Origin of the sequence: Collinsella sp. An307 (genome assembly GCF_002161805.1) — a bacterium.
In the GTDB taxonomy this organism is placed as follows: Bacteria; Actinomycetota; Coriobacteriia; order Coriobacteriales; family Coriobacteriaceae; genus Coprousia.
The window spans coordinates 44,920-63,143 of record NZ_NFIP01000006.1 but is presented as its reverse complement, the minus strand read 5'-3'; the positions used below and the strand labels follow the sequence as shown (position 1 = coordinate 63,143).

Here is an 18,224-nt window from a genome sequence, read left to right as displayed (position 1 = left end):
GCAATGGCTGATACTGCCACCTATGGTTCTTACGGTTGGGCGGGCCAGATCGCGCGCGTCAACCTCACGACGGGAGACATCTCCGTCGAGTCCGACGAGGCCATGCAGGCCGATTACATCGGCGGCATGGGCTTCGCCAACAAGATTATGTATGACGAGGTGCCCGCCGGCACCGCGTGGGACGCGCCCGAGAACAAGGCTGTCCTCGCCGTCGGCCCTCTCACCGGTTCGGGTGTGCCTCTGGGCGGCCGCTCCACGTGGGCGACGCTCTCCACGTTCACCACGGACTACCTCGTTGTCGACGCTCACTGCGGCGGCCAGCTCGGTGCCACCCTCAAGTACTCCGGCCATGACGGCCTGATCATCGAGGGCGCTTCCGACAAGCCCGTCTACATCCTGATCGACGACGACAAGATCTCGATCGAGGACGCCTCCGCCGTTTGGGGCAAGGGCACCCGCGAGACCACCGAGGCTCTCTGCAAGAAGCACGGCCTCGAGGCTTGCGTTGCCACCATCGGCCCTGCCGGTGAGAACCTGCTCCCCTACGCGTGCGTCATGAACACCCGTAGCCACTCCGCGGGCGCGGGCCTCGGCGCGGTCCTTGGCTCCAAGAAGTGCAAGGCCGTTGTCGTCAAGGGCACCAAGGCCGTGAACGTTGCCGACCCGCAGATGGTCGCCGACCTCTCCGACTACATGATCGCCCAGGTCCTCGGCTCCAACAACAACCACGTCGTGCCGAGCACCCAGCAGTCCTGGGCCGAGTACTACGACTCCGGCTCGCGTTGGACCGCTCGCAAGGGCCTCTACTGGGCAGCTGCCGAGGGCGGCCCCATCGAGACCGGCGAGCCCAAGCCCTTCGAGCCCAACACCATGGGCTACCGCTGCATGAAGTCCACCAAGGACCTCGGCCCCGAGGCGGAGAAGTACACCGTCAAGATGGCCGGCTGCCACGGCTGCCCCGTGCGCTGCTACTCGCAGATCCAGGACCCGCGCGTCTACGAGGCCACGGGCTACCAGTCCTCGGGTAACACCTGCGTGCCGAACTTCCCGTTCTCGAGCTACATGCAGCCGATCATGAAGGCGACCGGTCTTAAGACCGAGGAGGGCACCAACACCGACACCTCCGTCTTCTACGATCAGCTCATCTCCAACACGGTCGACGACCTCGGCCTGTGGTGCAACTACGCGCAGCTCTACCGCGACATCGCCTGGACCTACACCAAGGGCATCCTCGCCGAGCACTGCACGCCCGAGCAGATGGCCGAGTACAACTTCGACGCCATCGTGAACAACGGCGACCCGACCTCGTTCATCAAGATCCTCTGCGACATCGCCGAGAACGACGTCGAGAAGAAGCCCATCGCGCTTCTTGGCCACGGCCCGATCGTGTGGTGCAAGGAGTGGGACCACATGGAGTGGTTCGACAACGCGACCTCCTGCCTCATCAACTATCGTGGTTGGCCCGTCCACCACGCCATCGAGTGCTTCGGCCAGACCGGCGGCCTCTACAACATGGTCTTCAACCGCGACGACATGATTCACTCTGCGGTGAACTTCCAGGGCTGCGGTCTTCCCATCGACCTCAAGAAGGAGATGGCGGCCGAGATGTGGGGCTCCGAGGATGCTATCGACCCCAACAACGACTACACGCCCATGAACGAGTACAAGGCCGAGTTCGCTTGGTGGAGCATCGTCACCGACGTGCTGCATGACTGCCTGACGCTCTGCAACTGGGTGTGGCCGATGGCCATGGCCCCTGCCAAGGAGCGCAGCTACCGCGGCGACCTCGACCTTGAGGCTCAGTTCTACACCGCGGTCACCGGCCAGGAGATCACGATCGACGACCTCTACAAGGCCGCCGAGCGCGTTATGACCCTCCAGCGCGCCAACACCGCCCGCGGCATGAAAGACGCCGACGGCAACCTGGGCTGCAATGACTTCCGCAACGTCCACGACGTCATCACCGAGTGGGTCTTCACCAAGGATCCGGACATCGAGCCGTTCACCAAGGGCACCAACAAGATGGAGCGCGAGGACTGGAAGACGGCCCTCACCATGATGTACGAGCGCTTTGGCTGGGACGCCGAGCTCGGCTGCCCGACCAAGGAGTGCCTCACGGACCTCGGCCTCGACGACGTTGCCTCCGACCTCGAGGAGCTTGGTCTCCTTACCGAGGGCGGCAAGTCCTATGACGAGCGCACCCGCAAGTACGCCGGCGTGCTCGCCGATTACTGCGGCGACAACCCGGCGCTGGCCTAAGCTGCCTGAGAGGAGATACCGATGGCTGAAGAGAAGCAGGAGACCACGGCGGCCGAGACCGCTGATGCTCCGAAGAAGAAGATTAATTGGAAGGCCAAGCGCCTCCCGATCGTGATCGCCGCCGTCGTGGTGGTCACGGTCCTCGGTGTTGCCGGCTGGGCCTGGCGCTCCACTCCGGAGTTCTGCGATAGCCTCTGCCACAGCACCATGGGCAAGTACTATCAGTCCTTCGAGAACGACACCACGTCACTTGCCTATGCGCACAAGGGCGTTGTGGACAACCAGTGCCTCGGCTGCCACGAGCAGACGCTCGGCCAGATGGGCTCGCAGATCCAGGCGCAGCTCTCCGGCGGCTATGACACCCCGCTCGCCAAGGAGAGCTACTCCAACGAGTTCTGCCTCCAGAGCGGCTGCCACACCGGCGCTGGCGTGATGCCCGGTGCGACCGAGTCCTCGACGGCTGACCTGAGCTTTGACCCGCACAGCGATTACCATGGCGTGCAGCAGTGCAACACCTGCCACCGCATGCACGACCAGAGCGTCTTCACCTGCGCCACCTGCCACCAGGTCGGCGCCTGGGAGGGCGAGGGCGGCGTGCCCGAGGGCTGGACGGTCCAGGACCTCGGCTACGACGGCAAGACCGGCGCGGTGCCCGATGGCTGGACTACCCCCGACCTGTTCGAGGCGACTACCACGGAGTAAGCTCGCATAAGCTTGTTGCTTGTATAAGCTGACCGAAGCCCCCGAGAAGACCATCTTCTCGGGGGCTTTTTGTACGGTTTGGCTTTCGTGATGCGCCGACGAGGGGGTCTAGGCAAACATTGTGTATACCGAAGGTGCCTACCGAAAAATTGTGTATACCGAAAGTTGCGGCCCTAAAATGTGGTTCGAACGTATTCCCAGCTACAGAGCTTGTTGAGGATATCGTGCTTGAGAGTTGGTGCAGTTTCACCATACACAATCTTTCGGTATACACAATTTTGAGGCAGATAGGCACCCCTGCGCATGTAATCCCTGTGCCGGACGTGCGGAGGTGTGGCGAAACGGGGATAATGGCAGTCGTTACCGGACTGTGGCCCCCACGGCACGGCAATTCCTGCCGTGCAACGGCCAAGCCGTCCGATATGGTTTAGCTGACGCTTCAAACCCAGGGGAGGGTTTTATGATTTCAATCGACTTCACGCCGCGCGGCGTCTGCTCGCGCAACATCCACGTCGACCTTAGCGACGACGGCACCACCATCGAGGGCGTCTCGTTTGTGGGCGGCTGCAACGGCAACCTCAAGGCCGTCTCCAAGCTCGTCACGGGCCGAACCGTTGAGGAGGTCACCGGCATCCTGCGCGGCAACCTCTGCGGCAACAAGGGCACGTCGTGTGCCGATCAGCTCTGCTGCGCGCTCGACGCGGCCCAGGAGCAGGCTCGCGCATGAGCATACTCGACCGCCTTATAGCCCGAGCGAGCGGCTCGGGTGCGTCTGCCAGTTCCCGGGGGGTCACGCGCCGCAGCTTCACTATTGGCAGCGTTGCCGCCATCGGCGCGGGCATGGCTGCCATCTCGCTCTCCTCATGCGGGTCCAGCGATGTCCCCGAGGCTACCGGCGAGCCGCAGGTGGTCGACGATTCGCAGCTTGTCGCCGTGCTCGACGGCGACTACCAGAGCGCCGACTGCCCCTACGCGGCGGCGCAGGAGTTCACGCTCCCGTTGGGGACGCTGTTGTTCCACAGCGGCGGCTCGTGGGCGGCGGCGCTGCTCACGCCCGAGTCGTCCACGCATGTGAACACGCTCGGCGTCATGAGCTTGGCGAGCGGCAACCTCAACACGCTTATAGAGTCCCCGACCCTTGGCGGCACGTACGGCTTTCATGATGTGCGCGCCACCGACGACGTCTTTGCGTGGGTCGAGGTCGATTACGCCACGCGCGAATGGGCGCTCATTGCCCAGGGGCTTTCCAACGGGCAGCTGACGGGCGAGCCTGTCGAGCTTGATCATGGCGACGCCGATTGGGAACCGCCCCGCTTCACCACGTGGGAGACGAGCGTCATCTGGCAGCGCATGCCGCTGGCAACAGGTACGGCGCGTGCCGAGGACTCGCACTGCTACCAATGGACACTTGGCGATACCGAGGGTCGTGAGCTCTGGACCTCGCACGGTCGCTTTGCGGCCTCGCCGCATGTGGTGGACGGCATTCTCACCATCACGCCGCGTGTGAACGACGACGAGGGCGTCTATTACGGCATGACGGCGCTCGACCTCACCGACGGCAACCTCACACGCCGCGACCAGCTCGTGCTCCCTTCGTCGGTCGCCCCGTTTGAGGCAATCTATATGAACGAGCAGTTTGTCTTCTCCATCGAGGCGAGCTACAGCGGGCGCGGCAGCCTCGGCAACATGGGAACCTACATTGGGCGCGAGGGCGGCCCGTACATTTTTGTGCGCCGCGAGCCGCTGGCCTGCGTGGTTGCCAAGGGCACCAATTACCTCGTCAAAGCTCAGACTTCGCACTTTGTGGTGGATACGGAGGCCGAGACCTACGCGACGCTGCTCGCCCCGGACCGCAGCGTGGACTTTGGCGACTGGCCGGCGAGCGAGGGCGTGGTCGACCGCTTCTTGAGCTATGCGACCATCCGCAACGATCGGGGCGTTCCCGAGCGCGTGGTGGCGCGCGTCTTCAACCTCTAAGTGAATGACCCGAAAGAAATCGGGTCACCCTGGGCATAATGGAACAACAGGAGAGTACTTTTCCGCCCTCGGCGGGCACTTTCGCACGCTTATAGGAGGCGGAGCACGTGCTCACGGGCCGGCGCCGTCCGGTGCGGTACAATGGACGAGGCAAACTCGACGGCAAGACAGGAGGCCGGTCATGGCTTCAGATGCAAAGCGTATCCTTTTGGTTGAAGACGAGAAGGCCATTCGTGACGCTGTTGCGGCGTATCTCGACCGTGAGGGCTATTGGGTCGTGGGTGTGGGCGACGGCAAGGCCGCCGTTGACGAGTTCGAGAAGCACAAGTTTGACCTGGTGATTCTTGACCTCATGCTCCCCAAGCTATCGGGCGAGCGCGTCTGCAAGATCATTCGCGACAAGCAGTCCGCCGTGCCCATCATCATGCTTACCGCCAAGGGCGAGGTCGAGGACCGCATCATCGGTCTCGAGCTCGGTGCGGACGACTATATTGTGAAGCCGTTCTCCCCGCGCGAGCTTGTTGCCCGCGTGCGCGCCATGTTCCGCCGCGCCCACGTTGAGCCCGAGGTTGATGTGCTCGATTTTGGCGAGCTCGTTATCGATATCTCCGGCCACAAGATTCTGGTCGACGGCAAGGACGTGGACCTCACGGCCTCCGAGTTCAAGCTGCTCGCTACGCTCGCCCGTCATCCGGGCCGCGTGTACAACCGCATGGAGCTCGTGGAAAAGGTGCTCGGCTACGACTTTGAGGGCTACGAGCGCACCATCGACTCCCATGTTAAGAACCTCCGCGCCAAGCTCGGCGACGACCCGCGCCATCCCAAGTGGCTCTTCACGGTGCACGGCGTGGGCTACCGCTTTGAGGCTCCCGCTCAGGAGAAGAAGTCCGACGAGTAAGGGCTGGCCATGCCCTCAGCGCGCTTCGAAATAGGTAAACGACACAAGAGCTCGCCCGAGAAGGTGTCTTCCCGGGCGAGTTGGAATACGCCGCGCAAGGACAACCGTCCTGGCATCTCCTATGCCACGCGCATGGCGTTCAGCTTTGCGGCCACCTCCGTCATGACCGTGCTCATCATGGTGGGCGTGGTCAGCGTGGTGTGGGGTGGCGTCTTTTCTGATTACACGCGCGCCAATATGGAGGACATTGCCTCCGTTACGGCCCAGCGCCTTGCCGCATCATATGACCAGAGTGGGCCGTGGACGGCAGAGTACCTGTCATCGGTGGCGGATACCACGCTCTCGAGCGACATCGGCATCCAGGTTTCCGATGCCACGGGCGAGATCATCTACGACGATACCTGGCCCGCTGTTCCCGCCAAGCGCGGCCACAGCCTCACCTCGACCGCGCCAACCGACGCCGGCGGCTCGGTCACCAAGTCGATCGTTACCGCCGACGGCGAGACCGTCGGCACCGTTCGCGTGTGGGTGCTCGGCTCCGACGTGCTGCTCAGCAAGGCGGACAGCGCCTTCCGCGACCGCACCTTCAACGCCATGGCGCTTGCCGCGCTCATTGCGGTGTGCATCTCGATTGTGATCGGCTTTCTTGTTTCGCACATGCTCACCTCGCCGCTTAGGCGCATCACCTCAACCGCCAAGCAGGTGCGCGACGGCGACCTCTCGGCGCGCACCAACATGCGTGGCGACGACGAGATAGATCGCTTGGGCGAGACCTTTGACGAGATGGCAACCTCGCTCGAGCGCGACCTCAAGCACGAGCGCCGCATCACCTCCGACGTTGCGCACGAGCTGCGCACCCCGCTTATGGGCATGCTCGCCACGGTCGAGGCCATGCAAGATGGCGTGATGCCCGCCGACGACGAGCACCTGGAGACCGTCGCCGCCGAGACGCGCCGCCTAGCACGCCTCGTCCAGCAGATGCTCGACCTGTCGCGCATGGAAGCCAAGAGCGCGCCTCTCAACATCGAAGAGGTCGACATGGTCTCGTTCGTGCGACAGATTGTATCGGGCCAGCACCAGCTGTTCCACGACCACGACCTACGCCTGCGCTTCAACGACGAGACACAGGGTCGCGACGCGGTGGTGGAGTGCGACCCCGATATGATCACCCAGGCCATCATCAACATCATGAGCAACGCCATGCGCTACACCCCCGAGGGCGGCTGGGTTGTTGTGTCGGTCAAGACGGGCAAGCGCGACGTGCTCATATCGGTGAGCGACACCGGTATCGGTATTGCCAAAGAGGACCTGCCCCGCATCTTCAGCCGGTTCTGGCGCGCCGACGCGAGCCGCGCGCGTGAGGCGGGCGGCCTGGGCGTGGGCCTCTCCCTCACCCAGCAGATTATCGAGCGCCATCACGGCTACATCGCGGTCGATTCCGAGCTTGAAAAAGGTACGACTTTTACGATTCATCTGCCGCGTGAGCACACGCCCGAGACGCCGTCCACTACAATGGAAAATTAGCGCTGTCTTTTGCTGGCTAGCAACGGCGGCGCGGCGGGGTGCATCGAGGGGGTGCGCCCTCGTACCCGGCTCGTCTCTAAGGAGTGATCCCACGTGACTACGCTCGAGCGCCGTCCCGATTCCCGCGGTAAGGTCCGCGACATCTACCAGGCTGGCGACAACCTGCTCATGGTGGCAACCGACCGCATCTCGGCCTACGACTTCATCCTGCCCGATGAGATCCCGTTTAAGGGCGAGGTCCTGAATCGCATCTCGGCCTTCTGGTTCGACAAGTTTGCCGAGCTCGTGCCCAACCACCTTGTCTCCATCGACGTGGATGACTTCCCGGCGGAGTTTGCCGAGTACCGTGATTACCTTGCCGGCCGCGCCATGCTCGTGCGCCGCGCCGAGACCCTGCCCATCGAGTGCATCGTCCGCGGCTACCTCACCGGTTCGGGCAAGAAGACCTACGATGCCGACGGCACCGTCTGCGGCATCAAGCTTCCTGCCGGCCTCACCGAGGCGTCCAAGCTCCCCGAGCCCATCTTCACCCCGTCCACCAAGGCCGCCATCGGCGACCATGACGAGAACATCTCGTTTGACCGTACCGTCGAGATCGTGGGTGCCGACATTGCCGAGCAGCTGCGCGACCTGTCGCTCAAGATCTACACCGCCGCTGCCGAGTACGCGGCGACCCGCGGCATCATCATCGCCGACACCAAGTTTGAGTTCGGCATCATCGACGGCCGCGTGACTCTCATCGACGAGTGCCTCACCCCCGACTCGAGCCGCTTCTGGCCCGCTGCCACCTACGAGGAGGGCAAGGTCCAGCCGAGCTATGACAAGCAGTATGTCCGCGACTGGCTGCGCGCCAACTGGGACATGACCGGCGAGCCGCCGCACCTGCCCGCCGAGGTGGTCGAGGGTACGTCCGCGCGGTATCGCGAGGCGTTCCAGATCATCACCGGAACCGATTTTGTCAGCATGAAGGAGAACCAGTAAATGAGTATGCGCAGCGCCACCAACAAGCGCACGCTGGAGCACGAGTACGCCGGCGCCACCCGTAAGGGCGCCAGCTCCGCCAAGCCCGCCCGCGCGGCCGCAGGGTCGGTTCGCGTCGTTCCCGCCTCGGCAAAGGCGCGCCGCAAGGCCGCCGAGCGCGGCGAGAACCTCGAGGGTCTCTCTAAGGAGGAGAAGCGCGCCCGTAAGCGCGAGGAGCGCGCCCGTGAGGACCGTCTGTACGACGCCTCGAGCGTTCTGCTCAAGGCCGACGAGGACTACAACAAGTACCGCAAGATCTTCTGGGCGATTCTTGGTGTGGGCATGGCGGCCATCGTGGTGACGTGGTACGTGCTGCTGGGTGGCCAGCAGGACCACGTGGGTCAGAGCGGCAACCCGCTCGAGATCGTGGGCATTGTGGTCTCCTATGCGGCCATCATCGGCGCCTTTGTGTTCGATATGGTGAAGATCCGCCCCATCCGCAACTATTACCGCTCCAAGGCCGAGGGCATGTCCGAGCGCAAGATCGCCGAGGTCCTCGCTGCGGCTTCGTCCAAGGGGTCTAAGGGCTCCGGCAAGGACGCCGCCGAGGTGGCGGAGGGCTCTGCGAACACCACCGTGGAGTCGGCCAAAAAGCCCAAGAAGAACCAGCGTTCTCGCAGGTAACTCAAGACAGAGCACCCTGGCAGGAGGGTTAGTATGATTCGAGCCGCACTGACCGTTGAGGACGCTCGTGCCGGCATGCGCAACCTCGCGCCCAAGATCGAGCGTTACGCGCGCCTCATCGTGCGCAAGGGCGTGAACGTCAAGCAGGGCCAAGAGGTTGTTGTGCAAGCGCCCGTGGAGTCAAACGCCTTTGTGCACGTGCTTGTGCGCGAGGCGTACGCTGCCGGCGCCGGCCATGTGACAGTCATCTGGTCGGACGACGCGGTAACGCGCCTCACCTACGAGAACGTCGCGACCGCGTATTTTGAGAAGACGCCCTCCTGGCAGGTCGAGCAGCTCGATTCGCTCGCCCGCGCCGGTGCCTGCTTCATCTTTGTCGAGGGTTCCGACCCCGAGGCCCTCAAGGGCATCGACCCGGCCAAGCCGGCGGCCGCCTCCAAGGCGCGCAACTCCCAGTGCAAGATCTACCGCCGCGGGCTCGACTTCAATATCAATCCCTGGTGCATCGCCGGAGCCCCCGTTGCGGCTTGGGCGCGCCACGTCTTCCCGGACCTCGAGGACGAGGTCGCCATCTACAAGCTGTGGTGCGCCATCCTTTCTGCGGCGCGTGCCGACGGCGAGGACCCCGAGAGCGACTGGGAACTCCACGACGCGACCTTCGACAAGAACCTGCGTTTCTTGAACGAGCATCACTTCGACGCGCTCCACTACACCGCAGACAACGGCACCGACCTCACCATCGGCCTCACCGACCGCCACATCTGGGCGGGCGGCAAGGGCGAGACGCCCGAGAGTCACCCGTTCTTCCCGAACATCCCCACCGAGGAGGTCTTCACCTCGCCCGATCGCATGCGCGCCGACGGCATCGTCCACTCCGCGCTGCCGCTCATCCACCACGGCAACAAGGTGGACCGCTTCTGGCTGCGCTTTGAGGCGGGCAAGGTTGTCGACTACGGTGCGGAGCAGGGGCTTGAGACCCTTCGCTCCATCATCGAGACGGATGAGGGCGCCTGCCGCTTGGGCGAGGTTGCGCTCATCTCCAAGAACACGCCCATCCGCGAGAGCGACACACTATTTTTTGACACGCTCTACGACGAAAACGCGAGCTGCCACCTGGCGCTCGGCATTGGCTTCCCCGAGTGCTACGAGGGCGGCTACGACATGGATGCCGAGACGCTCGCCGCCCACGGGGTGAACACCTCCGCCACGCACGTCGACTTTATGATCGGCACCGACGACATGGACATCACCGGTATCATGGCAGACGGCACCGAGGTTCCGGTCTTCGTGAACGGGCAGTGGAGCTGGGAGTGAAGTAGTTCCGCGGTTATACCTACCGCGGAACGGCCGCTGCCGCGCGGCGCCGAGGTTCCGTAGGTTGCCGTTCAAACCGTCGCTCGCGTAGTGTTCTTGCTTAAGCAACTTGCGGTGCCTCTCGCTTCCGCATGCTCTGCCCAGAGCTTTTGTCACTTGTTGCTGCGGCACCAGACGCATTTGGACGGCTAAGCCTATTTGAGCAACGTTTAACGTTGGACAAGTGTAAAAACATTTCGGGACGGTGCCGTATTCTTGTGTCTACCGGAGCGTGCAAGGATTAGATAAAGCTCTGAATAAGTGGAAGCCCTGTTTACCGAAGCGGGACGCAACGTTTAAGCTCAAGAACCACTGATAGCAAGATAAAGACTTCCTTAGTACCCTAGGAGTTCTAGTTGCCTTTCAATTTGGGAATTGATAGAGGGCTCAGCAAGGTCAACAGACACTTTCGAATAACTTCCATTGTTTGCAAAGAAAAGAATGGATGGGACGGTGTCGATATGATAGCGAATCCTAAAATCATTAAGCCTAGAATCAATATCAGTCTCGCTGCTGTCGATATAGAACACCTCTATATTTTTCTTAGTAAACACTTCTTGAACAGAGGGGGCAAGTCGACGGCACCATTCGCATGTGCTTCTTCCAACGAAGAGAAAGAAGCAATCTCCAGCGTTAATCTTTGTTTGTGCCTCTCCGCTGTTGATTTCCCTAAAGGTTTTAATGGCATTCTCGTAACCGATCAATTCGAGATAAAGCAATCCATTCTCTGCCCTTCCCCCGCTGCCTGTATCTGATTTGGTGGAACTTTGCGAGTGTGCAGCATTCGAATGATTTGAATCGGTGGATTTCTCCAGATTAGCTGTGGAACAAGCTGCTAAAAGAAAGACAAAGAGGGAAATCAGAAGCAATACGGTTGACGTGATGGCCGTACCGCTTGTCGAGCTATATTGCCGTTCGTCCATCATTTCCCCAATGAAAGGAATCAAGTTCAAATTAAGAAATAATATTATAACACCACAATTGGTCAAAAGGCCGATTGAAAGGCAGATGGGAGGCAATGATGAAACGATTCGGTATCTGCTTGCTAATATTGATTGCCGGCATCACAATATTCTCCCCAGTACCATCTTTAGCGCAAGAGCTTAACAACATATACGCACCTTTTGAGAGTTTTGAAGAGATGCGTCAAGCTTACCTCCAGGCTGTTGAGGATGGGGATAAAGAAACGCAGGAATGGCTGATTGAGCTTGGGGAATCAACACTCGACAAGGAGATTGAATTTGCCGCCAGCTCTTCTTCGTCCGCAATTGTACCTATGGCCGATCCGGATGAGACATACTGGAGTGGTCAATTTCCGAACTATTTTTTCTACGGAAGGTGGATTGATCGCGAGGCGGGCATCTCGCTGTCGCTTCATCCTCGGAATGGCGGGATTTGGGTTTTGTCTGATGCAAACAATGCGTGGAATACCGTGTTTGCAAGATTCCATAGGAATTCTAATTGGGCAAATTCCGCTTCAATGCAGGAACAGTTTTTCTGCCATTGGCGTTTGGCGAGTGGGATAAAACTGCCGTGGAACTTGGAGCCCTGGAAAACATCGGTTAACCCATATACTTGTAACTAACGGGTCGGTAAATAGGTCACTTCTATGTCTCCATACAGTTTCGCCGGCAGCGAAGGGAGCATGCTGTGTTTTTGGGAGGTCTTGGTGCGATAGCAGCGTCTCTGCTGTTGTCTGTTGTTGCGAATGCGCTCTGGCCAGACAGGCTTGAAAGGCGGTTGGTTTGTGCTGCCGTGAGTGCGTTATTCGCATTCCTCTCCTTTAGCATGCTTATTGCTGGTGCCATTAAGATGATTGAGACGGGCGATTCCTCTCTGGTTGCCGATGTTGCTCCTACGTTGCTCCGTGCCACCTTCTTGATTTTTCCTTGTTGGGTTACAGTGAATTTTGGAACACTGAAGAAGGCGTATGCGTTTATTTGCAGTCAACGGTGATTTGTTTTGCGTCGCGAGGTGAACAACGACGTCTGTGCGTATAGTTGTTCACCTTGCGGCCCTTCGGCCTGCGCTCTCAATGATTCTGACGCCTTGGAACGCTAGCCAAATTATGAATGTCTTCTAGGAAGAGGGCATCATGGTAAGCATGGGGTGGGCCGTTAGGGGTTCTGCGTGCGGCTGGTGCCGCCCGCAGGAGCTGCGGAGACCCGGCGGTCCCCTTGTGACACATAGTGGCAAAGACGCTCATGCGCTTTTCTCGCCATGTGGCCCTTACGGGTTCGGGCCCTCGGAAGGGCCCCAAACCAAAAACGCCCCCATGGTAGGGGGCGTTCGCATCAACGGGTGGGCCGTTAGGGGTTCGAACCCTAGACCTTGGGATTAAAAGTCCCCTGCTCTGCCAGCTGAGCTAACGGCCCGTGGCGGCTATTGTACCACGTTGCGTGCCACCGCAACGCATCCACCCGATAAACCTGTACGCTTACCGATGGACGCGCGCGGGAGATGGTGCGTTGCCGTATGATGCAAGATACTGGGTGCGGTGCGCCCAGGCACAACCGCCACCTCCTTGGCGTGCGGCGAACCGGTAGGCATGTCCCAACAGGAAGGACTGAATGCTATGGCAGATGTACATGAGCTCCTTGACACATGGATTGCCAACGTCAAGGATGAGGAGCTTCTCTCCGAGCTCCAGGCTATGAAGGGCACGGGCGACGAGGACGCCATTACCGATGCGTTTTTCCAGGACCTCGCCTTTGGTACGGCGGGCCTGCGCGGCACCATCGGCGCCGGCACCAACCGCATGAACATCTACACGGTCGGCCGCGCCACCCAGGGTTTTGCCGATTACCTCAACAAGAACTTTGAGAACCCCACCGTCGCCATCGCGCGCGACAGCCGCAACAAGGGCGAGCTTTTTGTTAAGACGACGGCTGCCATCCTCGCCGCTAACGGCGTTGTGGCCTACGTCTACCCCAAGATCAGCCCGGTACCCACGCTCTCTTGGGCCACGCGCTACCTCAAGTGCTCCGGCGGCATCTGCATGACCGCTTCGCACAACCCTGCGCCCTACAACGGCTACAAGGCCTACGGCCCCGACGGCTGCCAGATCACCTCTGAGGCCGCCGACGCCATCTCCGCCGCTATGGAGGCCACCAACCCCTTCACCGACGTGAAGACGATGGACTTCGATGAGGCCGTGGAGAAGGGCCTCGTCAAGTGGATTGACGACGAGGTGCTCGACGCCTACTACGACGCCGTTCTCAAGTGCTCTGTCTCCAACCTTACCGATGAGCAGGTTGCGGGCGCGCCGCTCAAGCTCGTCTACACCCCGCTCAACGGCACGGGCCTCATCCCGGTGACGACCGTCCTTAACAAGGCCGGTATTACCGATATCACCATCGTGCCCGAGCAGAAGGATCCGGACGGTGACTTCCCCACCTGCCCGTACCCCAACCCCGAGATTCGCGAGGCCATGCAGAAGGGCATCGACCTTTGCGCTGAGGTGCAGCCCGACCTCTTGCTCGCTACCGACCCGGACGCTGACCGCGTGGGCGTTGCCTGCCAGGACGGCGACGACTACACGCTGCTTACCGGCAACGAGATGGGCGTGCTTCTGCTCGATTACATCTGCAAGATGCGCGCCGAGCGTGGCGAGGACCTCACCAACAAGGTCGCGGTGACCACCATCGTGTCCTCCGCTATGGTCGACGCCCTTGCCGCTGAGTACGGCTTTGAGCTCCGCCGCTGCCTCACCGGCTTCAAGTACATTGGCGACATCATCACCGGTCTTTCCGACGCCGGCGAGGTCGACCGCTACATCTTCGGCTTTGAGGAGAGCTACGGTTACCTCTCGGGCGACCATGTGCGTGACAAGGATGCCGTCAACGCGTCGCTGCTTATCTGCCAGATGGCGCAGTACTACAAGCTCCAGGGCCTGAACCTCGTCCAGGCCATGCGCGCGCTGTACGAGAAGTACGGGTACTACCACAACAAGACCATTTCGCTCAGCTACCCCGGCGCCGACGGGGCCGCCAAGATGGCGGGCATTATGGCCGCGCTTCGCGAGACCGCGCCGACCGAGATTGCCGGTTCGCCGGTGGAGGCCGTTGTTGACTACGGTGAGGGCGTGAACGGTTTGCCCAAGGCCAACGTTATCGAGTTTGACCTCGAGGGCGGCAACAAGGCCATCGTCCGTCCGTCCGGCACCGAGCCCAAGATCAAGCTCTACATCTTCGCCAAGGGCGAGGACGCCGCCGCGGCTGACGCGCTTATGGACAAGATTGAGGAGGACGGCCGCAAGCTGCTCTCGTAGCACGGCTTTTACCTTGTGACTGGGTATAACGGCCGGTCATACTAGGGCGACTCGGGCGGGTACCTTAACGGGTGCCCGCCCTTTTTGCTGCCTAGACGGCGGCGCTGAGGTTGCGCGTGCGCTTGATGGTGGAGATGACGCGCTCGGCAAGCAGATCGATTTCTTCTGCCGTGATGTCATCGGCAAGCGTGAGGCGAAGACTTCCCAGCGCCCAGCGCGGGTCGGTGATCCCGAGCGCGGCAATAACATGGGAGGGGCCGGTCTCGCCGGTTGAGCAGGCGGAACCCGTTGCTGCCGCTACGCCGGCACGGTCGAGGAGCACCACCAAGAGCTCGCCATCCACGTTATGGCAGACGAAGGACGCCGTGCCAGGCAGGCGATGCGCGGGGTCGGGGTCGCCGGTCGCGCGTACGTCGGGGGCAGCATTGACGATGCGGCGGACAAGCTCGTTGCGCAGGTGCGCCAGGCGCTCGCGCCGCATGGGAAGGTCCTCGACGGCCTCCTCGAGCGCAGCGGCAAGGCCTACGGCGCCGGCAACGTTCTCGGTCCCCGCGCGCTCGCCACGCTCCTGCGCGCCACCCTGGATAAGCGGCGGGATGGAGAAGCCTTCGCGCAGGTAGAGCGCACCGGTGCCGCGAGGCCCATGGAACTTATGGGCAGAGAGCGAGAGCGCGTCGACCCCAAGCTCGGCAACATCGACGGGAATATGGCCGACTGCCTGCACCGCATCGGTGTGGAAGGGCACTTGGTGCGCGTGCGCGACGCAGGCAAGCTCGCGTACGTCCTCAATGGTGCCGACCTCGTTGTTTGCAAGCATGATAGAGACGAGCGCGCAGGCAGGCGCGGTGACTCCTGCCATGCGGTTCTTGTCCTCGGCATCGGCGAGCGCGCGTTCAAGATCGGCGGGGTCAACGTGGCCGAGGGCGTCCACGGGCAGATAGGTGACCTCGACACCCTCGCGTTCGAGTGTCTCGCAGGTGTGAAGCACGGCATGGTGCTCGATGGCAGAGGTGATAAGGCGCACGGGCGCGTCTGCGCCGTAGAGGTCGCGAAAACGACGCACCGCGCCACGGAGGACCCAGGTGTCCGATTCCGATCCACCGCTGGTGAAGTAAATCTCCTGCGCCTCGGCGCCAAGGGCCTGTGCGACGCGTTCGCGCGCGTCTGTAAGGGCGGCCGCGGCGTCACGGGCGACGCGATGGATGCCGCTCGGGTTGCCAAACACACTGGTTAGGTAGGGCATCATCGCCTCAAGCGCGCGCGGCGAGAGCGGCGTGGTGGCGGCGTTGTCGGCGTAGATATACGGGGTGTTCTCGTCCATGGTCGTTTCGGTCGTACGCGAAAACCTTAGCGGAGGATAACGAACCACACGAACGCGACGATGATAACAGCCAAAACGAGCAGCGCGAGCAAGACGCGCGTGCGGCGCCGGGCGCGCCCTTGGCGCGACGAGAAGATGGCGCGGCCCCGCTTGGGAGTCTGGAGATAGCGATCGTAATGGAGGGGCGCCCGCTGCTCGCTAACGGGGTGCGCGGGGCCTTGGGGCGCGGTGCCCGGTGCGGCGCCGCGCGGTGCGCGACGTGCCGGTTCGGTAACGGGAAGATACTGAGGATCCGAGGTCGCGACGCCCATGTGGAGCCGGCGGGGGGAGGGGGTGTCTGCGCGCTGATCGATGCGCGGTCGCTCTCCCGTGTTGCCCAGGTTGTCCATCACGTGCCCCTTTATAGTCGGCTGGCGTTGAGGCTATTGTACGGTCTGAGGTGCGCCCGCCTGTCCTCAATCGCAAAACGCCGGCATATTCACGGAGGGTTCATGGGGGTGACATATGTCGGGATGCTCCTTTGTGGGCGATGCATGCTCGCCTGTAAGCTAAATCTAAGTCAGTCATACTTAGATTTGATGATACTGTGACGCTTAAAAAATCTGTGACTGCGCGAATAGAACCGCCTTGCGCGGGCATAACAAAAGCGGTTAACGAAATCCCGCGACAGCAGACATTGCCGCGGGTCGTCACTAAGGAGTGATCGGTTATGTCTAGCATGGTTCCGTATCGTTCGGTTTTTGGTCTCCGTCCCTTCAACACGTCGCTGCTCGACGCGTTCGACGACATGATGGATTTCGCCCAGGCGCCGCTCGCCAAGGCGTTCCCCATCGATGTTGAGGACACGGGCGAGGGCTACGAGGTCAAGGCCTATCTCACCGGCGTCAACAAGGACGACATCGACGTCGAGCTCAACGAGGGCCGTCTTTCCATCTCCGTCAACGTGGAGGAGAAGGAAGAGGACAAGGGCAAGAACTACCTGCAGAAGGAGTTCACGTCCTACAGCGCCACGCGCGGTGTCTACCTCAAGGACGCTGCGAGCGAGGGCTTGGCAGCCAAGTACGCCGATGGCGTGCTGACGGTCACCGTGCCCAAGATCGTCGAGAAGAAGAACGTCACCAAGATCGCCATCGACTAATTGCAGCTCTAGCGGCCGCGGATGACGCCACGGCCAAGGCCGTCTGAGCGTCGATAAGACACGAGAAGGGGAGAGCCTCGAGAGGGGCTCTCCCCTTGCCATGTATCTACAAAGTACGAGCTAGACGCCTCGACTTGGCGAGTTGGACCGCTTTTGTTTAGGGAGTTGGACCGAAATTAGTTAGGGAGTTGGACCGTTTTTGTTTGGCGAGTTGGACTGTTTTCGTTTAGGGAGTTGTCCGAGTGCGCGGACTTAGCCGACGCTGATCGGTCGGTTTTGGCCGGCGGCGCGGATGCGCAGCGGAGGCAGGCCAGGTTCGCGTGTGAGCGTGGCGGAGCTGCCGAGTTCGTTGTCGAGCGTCGCGCCGAGTGCCTCGGCCAGCGCGCGTACGGCAAGGCTTGGGCGATTATTCTCTTGCGAGATGTGCATCGCCACCACGTCCTCGGTGCGTTCGGTCACAAGCTCGCACACGGCTTCTGCCGCCTGCGCGTTGGAGAGGTGGCCGCGCTCGCTGATGATGCGGTCCTGCAGGTAGCGCGGGTAGGAGCCGGTGCGGAGCATTGGCACGTCATGGTTTGACTCCAGCGCGAGCACGCGCACGTCCGCCAGTGCGCGCAGGGCGCCAGGGGTCAGCGCACCGGTGTCCGTCGCAAAGCCGATGGTGTCGCCCGCGCACTCAAAGCGAAAGCCCACAGGATTCACCACGTCGTGGGTATTGGGAAACGTCACGACTCGCACGCCGGCAACATCGAGCACATCGCCCGGCATGAAGGTCTGGAATGGCAGCGCGGCGAGGTACGGCCGCGCCTCGGCGGTGCCGTTGCTCGCCCAAAGCTCGCCCTCAAAACGGCGGCACCACACCGACACGCCGCTCACGTGGTCGGAATGCTCGTGGGTGAGGATGAGCGCGCGCACGCGGCTCTCGTCAAGGTCGAGCTCATGCATGCGCGAGATGGTCTCGCGCCGCGAGAAGCCGTTGTCGATCATGATGAAGCCCTCTGGCCCCTCGACAAGCGCACAGTTGCCCTTTGACCCGCTGCCCAGAATGTGCAGGCGAAGCGCATGGGGCGCGGGCGTGTGCGGGGAGTTGCTTGGGAGTGTCTTGGATGTCATCATGGCTCTTTCGTTGCGGATACAA

At 61.7% G+C, this 18,224-nt stretch carries 16 protein-coding genes and 1 tRNA gene; 12 read left to right on the top strand and 5 right to left on the bottom strand.

The annotated features are described in order from the left end of the window. Window positions 1-3: 3 nt before the first annotated feature. From B5F89_RS06255 to B5F89_RS06215, 9 genes are all read left to right on the top strand, one after another. Window positions 4-2,259, top strand: a complete 2,256-nt coding sequence (locus B5F89_RS06255) for an aldehyde ferredoxin oxidoreductase (protein ID WP_087430935.1) — start codon at window positions 4-6, stop codon at window positions 2,257-2,259. A gap of 21 nt (window positions 2,260-2,280) precedes the next feature. Beyond that, a complete protein-coding gene (locus B5F89_RS06250) occupies window positions 2,281-2,961 on the top strand; it encodes a cytochrome c3 family protein (RefSeq protein WP_087430934.1) in 681 nt (226 codons plus the stop codon). 460 nt (window positions 2,962-3,421) lie between these two features. Beyond that, a complete protein-coding gene (locus B5F89_RS06245) occupies window positions 3,422-3,688 on the top strand; it encodes a TIGR03905 family TSCPD domain-containing protein (RefSeq protein ID WP_087430933.1) in 267 nt (88 codons plus the stop codon). Next, entirely contained in the window at window positions 3,685-4,938 is a 1,254-nt protein-coding gene (locus tag B5F89_RS06240) for a hypothetical protein (protein ID WP_087430932.1), read from the top strand. Before B5F89_RS06245 ends, B5F89_RS06240 begins: the two co-directional genes overlap by 4 nt. A 181-nt stretch (window positions 4,939-5,119) precedes the next feature. Next, window positions 5,120-5,836, top strand: coding sequence for a response regulator transcription factor (locus B5F89_RS06235; RefSeq protein ID WP_087430931.1), 717 nt, complete (start codon window positions 5,120-5,122; stop codon window positions 5,834-5,836). A gap of 9 nt (window positions 5,837-5,845) precedes the next feature. After that, window positions 5,846-7,360 carry a HAMP domain-containing sensor histidine kinase gene (locus B5F89_RS06230; protein ID WP_087430930.1) on the top strand — a complete coding sequence of 505 codons (1,515 nt, stop codon included), beginning with the start codon at window positions 5,846-5,848 and terminating at the stop codon, window positions 7,358-7,360. Between the two features lie 93 nt (window positions 7,361-7,453). Further along, entirely contained in the window at window positions 7,454-8,341 is an 888-nt protein-coding gene (locus tag B5F89_RS06225; protein ID WP_087430929.1) for a phosphoribosylaminoimidazolesuccinocarboxamide synthase, read from the top strand. Then, the gene (locus tag B5F89_RS06220) at window positions 8,342-9,004 is read left to right on the top strand and encodes a hypothetical protein (protein ID WP_204230610.1); all 663 of its coding nucleotides are present in this window, start codon (window positions 8,342-8,344) and stop codon (window positions 9,002-9,004) included. Between the two features lie 33 nt (window positions 9,005-9,037). Beyond that, a complete protein-coding gene (locus B5F89_RS06215) occupies window positions 9,038-10,318 on the top strand; it encodes an aminopeptidase (protein WP_087430928.1) in 1,281 nt (426 codons plus the stop codon). Window positions 10,319-10,692: 374 nt separating this feature from the next. Here the strand turns inward: B5F89_RS06215 and B5F89_RS06210 are convergent, their stop codons facing one another. Then, window positions 10,693-11,280 carry a thioredoxin family protein gene (locus tag B5F89_RS06210; RefSeq protein WP_143758347.1) on the bottom strand — a complete coding sequence of 196 codons (588 nt, stop codon included), beginning with the start codon at window positions 11,278-11,280 and terminating at the stop codon, window positions 10,693-10,695. 98 nt (window positions 11,281-11,378) lie between these two features. On the opposite strand from B5F89_RS06210, the gene B5F89_RS06205 reads away from it, so the two are divergent. Further along, entirely contained in the window at window positions 11,379-11,942 is a 564-nt protein-coding gene (locus B5F89_RS06205) for a DUF2599 domain-containing protein (RefSeq protein ID WP_158098433.1), read from the top strand. A 717-nt stretch (window positions 11,943-12,659) separates the two neighbouring features. On the opposite strand, the gene B5F89_RS06200 is transcribed toward B5F89_RS06205, so the two are convergent. Further along, window positions 12,660-12,732 (bottom strand) — tRNA-Lys (locus B5F89_RS06200). 200 nt (window positions 12,733-12,932) lie between these two features. On the opposite strand from B5F89_RS06200, the gene B5F89_RS06195 reads away from it, so the two are divergent. Further along, window positions 12,933-14,627 carry a phospho-sugar mutase gene (locus tag B5F89_RS06195; protein WP_087430925.1) on the top strand — a complete coding sequence of 565 codons (1,695 nt, stop codon included), beginning with the start codon at window positions 12,933-12,935 and terminating at the stop codon, window positions 14,625-14,627. 91 nt (window positions 14,628-14,718) lie between these two features. On the opposite strand, the gene B5F89_RS06190 is transcribed toward B5F89_RS06195, so the two are convergent. Then, the gene (locus tag B5F89_RS06190; RefSeq protein ID WP_087430924.1) at window positions 14,719-15,948 is read right to left on the bottom strand and encodes a cysteine desulfurase family protein; all 1,230 of its coding nucleotides are present in this window, start codon (window positions 15,946-15,948) and stop codon (window positions 14,719-14,721) included. Window positions 15,949-15,974: 26 nt separating this feature from the next. Continuing rightward, complete coding sequence (locus B5F89_RS06185) at window positions 15,975-16,337, bottom strand: hypothetical protein (RefSeq protein ID WP_087430923.1); 363 nt, start codon at window positions 16,335-16,337, stop codon at window positions 15,975-15,977. Window positions 16,338-16,657: 320 nt separating this feature from the next. Here B5F89_RS06185 and B5F89_RS06180 point away from each other — a divergent pair, with 320 nt between their 5' ends. Further along, window positions 16,658-17,086 (top strand): Hsp20 family protein, encoded by a 429-nt coding sequence (locus tag B5F89_RS06180; RefSeq protein ID WP_087430922.1) that lies wholly within the window; start codon window positions 16,658-16,660, stop codon window positions 17,084-17,086. 252 nt (window positions 17,087-17,338) lie between these two features. Here B5F89_RS06180 and B5F89_RS06175 read toward each other — a convergent pair whose 3' ends face one another. After that, window positions 17,339-18,199 (bottom strand): MBL fold metallo-hydrolase, encoded by an 861-nt coding sequence (locus B5F89_RS06175; protein ID WP_087430921.1) that lies wholly within the window; start codon window positions 18,197-18,199, stop codon window positions 17,339-17,341. Between the last annotated feature and the right edge of the window lie 25 nt (window positions 18,200-18,224).

Bases quoted from the DNA above. Each gene is read 5' to 3' on its own strand.
- B5F89_RS06210 (WP_143758347.1), bottom strand. From the start codon at position 11,280: ATGGACGAACGGCAATATAGCTCGACAAGCGGTACGGCCATCACGTCA.
- B5F89_RS06230 (WP_087430930.1), top strand. From the start codon at position 5,846: ATGCCCTCAGCGCGCTTCGAAATAGGTAAACGACACAAGAGCTCGCCC.
- B5F89_RS06250 (WP_087430934.1), top strand. From the start codon at position 2,281: ATGGCTGAAGAGAAGCAGGAGACCACGGCGGCCGAGACCGCTGATGCT.
- B5F89_RS06220 (WP_204230610.1), top strand. From the start codon at position 8,342: ATGAGTATGCGCAGCGCCACCAACAAGCGCACGCTGGAGCACGAGTAC.
- B5F89_RS06195 (WP_087430925.1), top strand. From the start codon at position 12,933: ATGGCAGATGTACATGAGCTCCTTGACACATGGATTGCCAACGTCAAG.
- B5F89_RS06190 (WP_087430924.1), bottom strand. From the start codon at position 15,948: ATGGACGAGAACACCCCGTATATCTACGCCGACAACGCCGCCACCACG.
- B5F89_RS06215 (WP_087430928.1), top strand. From the start codon at position 9,038: ATGATTCGAGCCGCACTGACCGTTGAGGACGCTCGTGCCGGCATGCGC.
- B5F89_RS06255 (WP_087430935.1), top strand. From the start codon at position 4: ATGGCTGATACTGCCACCTATGGTTCTTACGGTTGGGCGGGCCAGATC.
- B5F89_RS06205 (WP_158098433.1), top strand. From the start codon at position 11,379: ATGAAACGATTCGGTATCTGCTTGCTAATATTGATTGCCGGCATCACA.
- B5F89_RS06240 (WP_087430932.1), top strand. From the start codon at position 3,685: ATGAGCATACTCGACCGCCTTATAGCCCGAGCGAGCGGCTCGGGTGCG.
- B5F89_RS06185 (WP_087430923.1), bottom strand. From the start codon at position 16,337: ATGGACAACCTGGGCAACACGGGAGAGCGACCGCGCATCGATCAGCGC.
- B5F89_RS06245 (WP_087430933.1), top strand. From the start codon at position 3,422: ATGATTTCAATCGACTTCACGCCGCGCGGCGTCTGCTCGCGCAACATC.
- B5F89_RS06175 (WP_087430921.1), bottom strand. From the start codon at position 18,199: ATGACATCCAAGACACTCCCAAGCAACTCCCCGCACACGCCCGCGCCC.
- B5F89_RS06235 (WP_087430931.1), top strand. From the start codon at position 5,120: ATGGCTTCAGATGCAAAGCGTATCCTTTTGGTTGAAGACGAGAAGGCC.
- B5F89_RS06180 (WP_087430922.1), top strand. From the start codon at position 16,658: ATGTCTAGCATGGTTCCGTATCGTTCGGTTTTTGGTCTCCGTCCCTTC.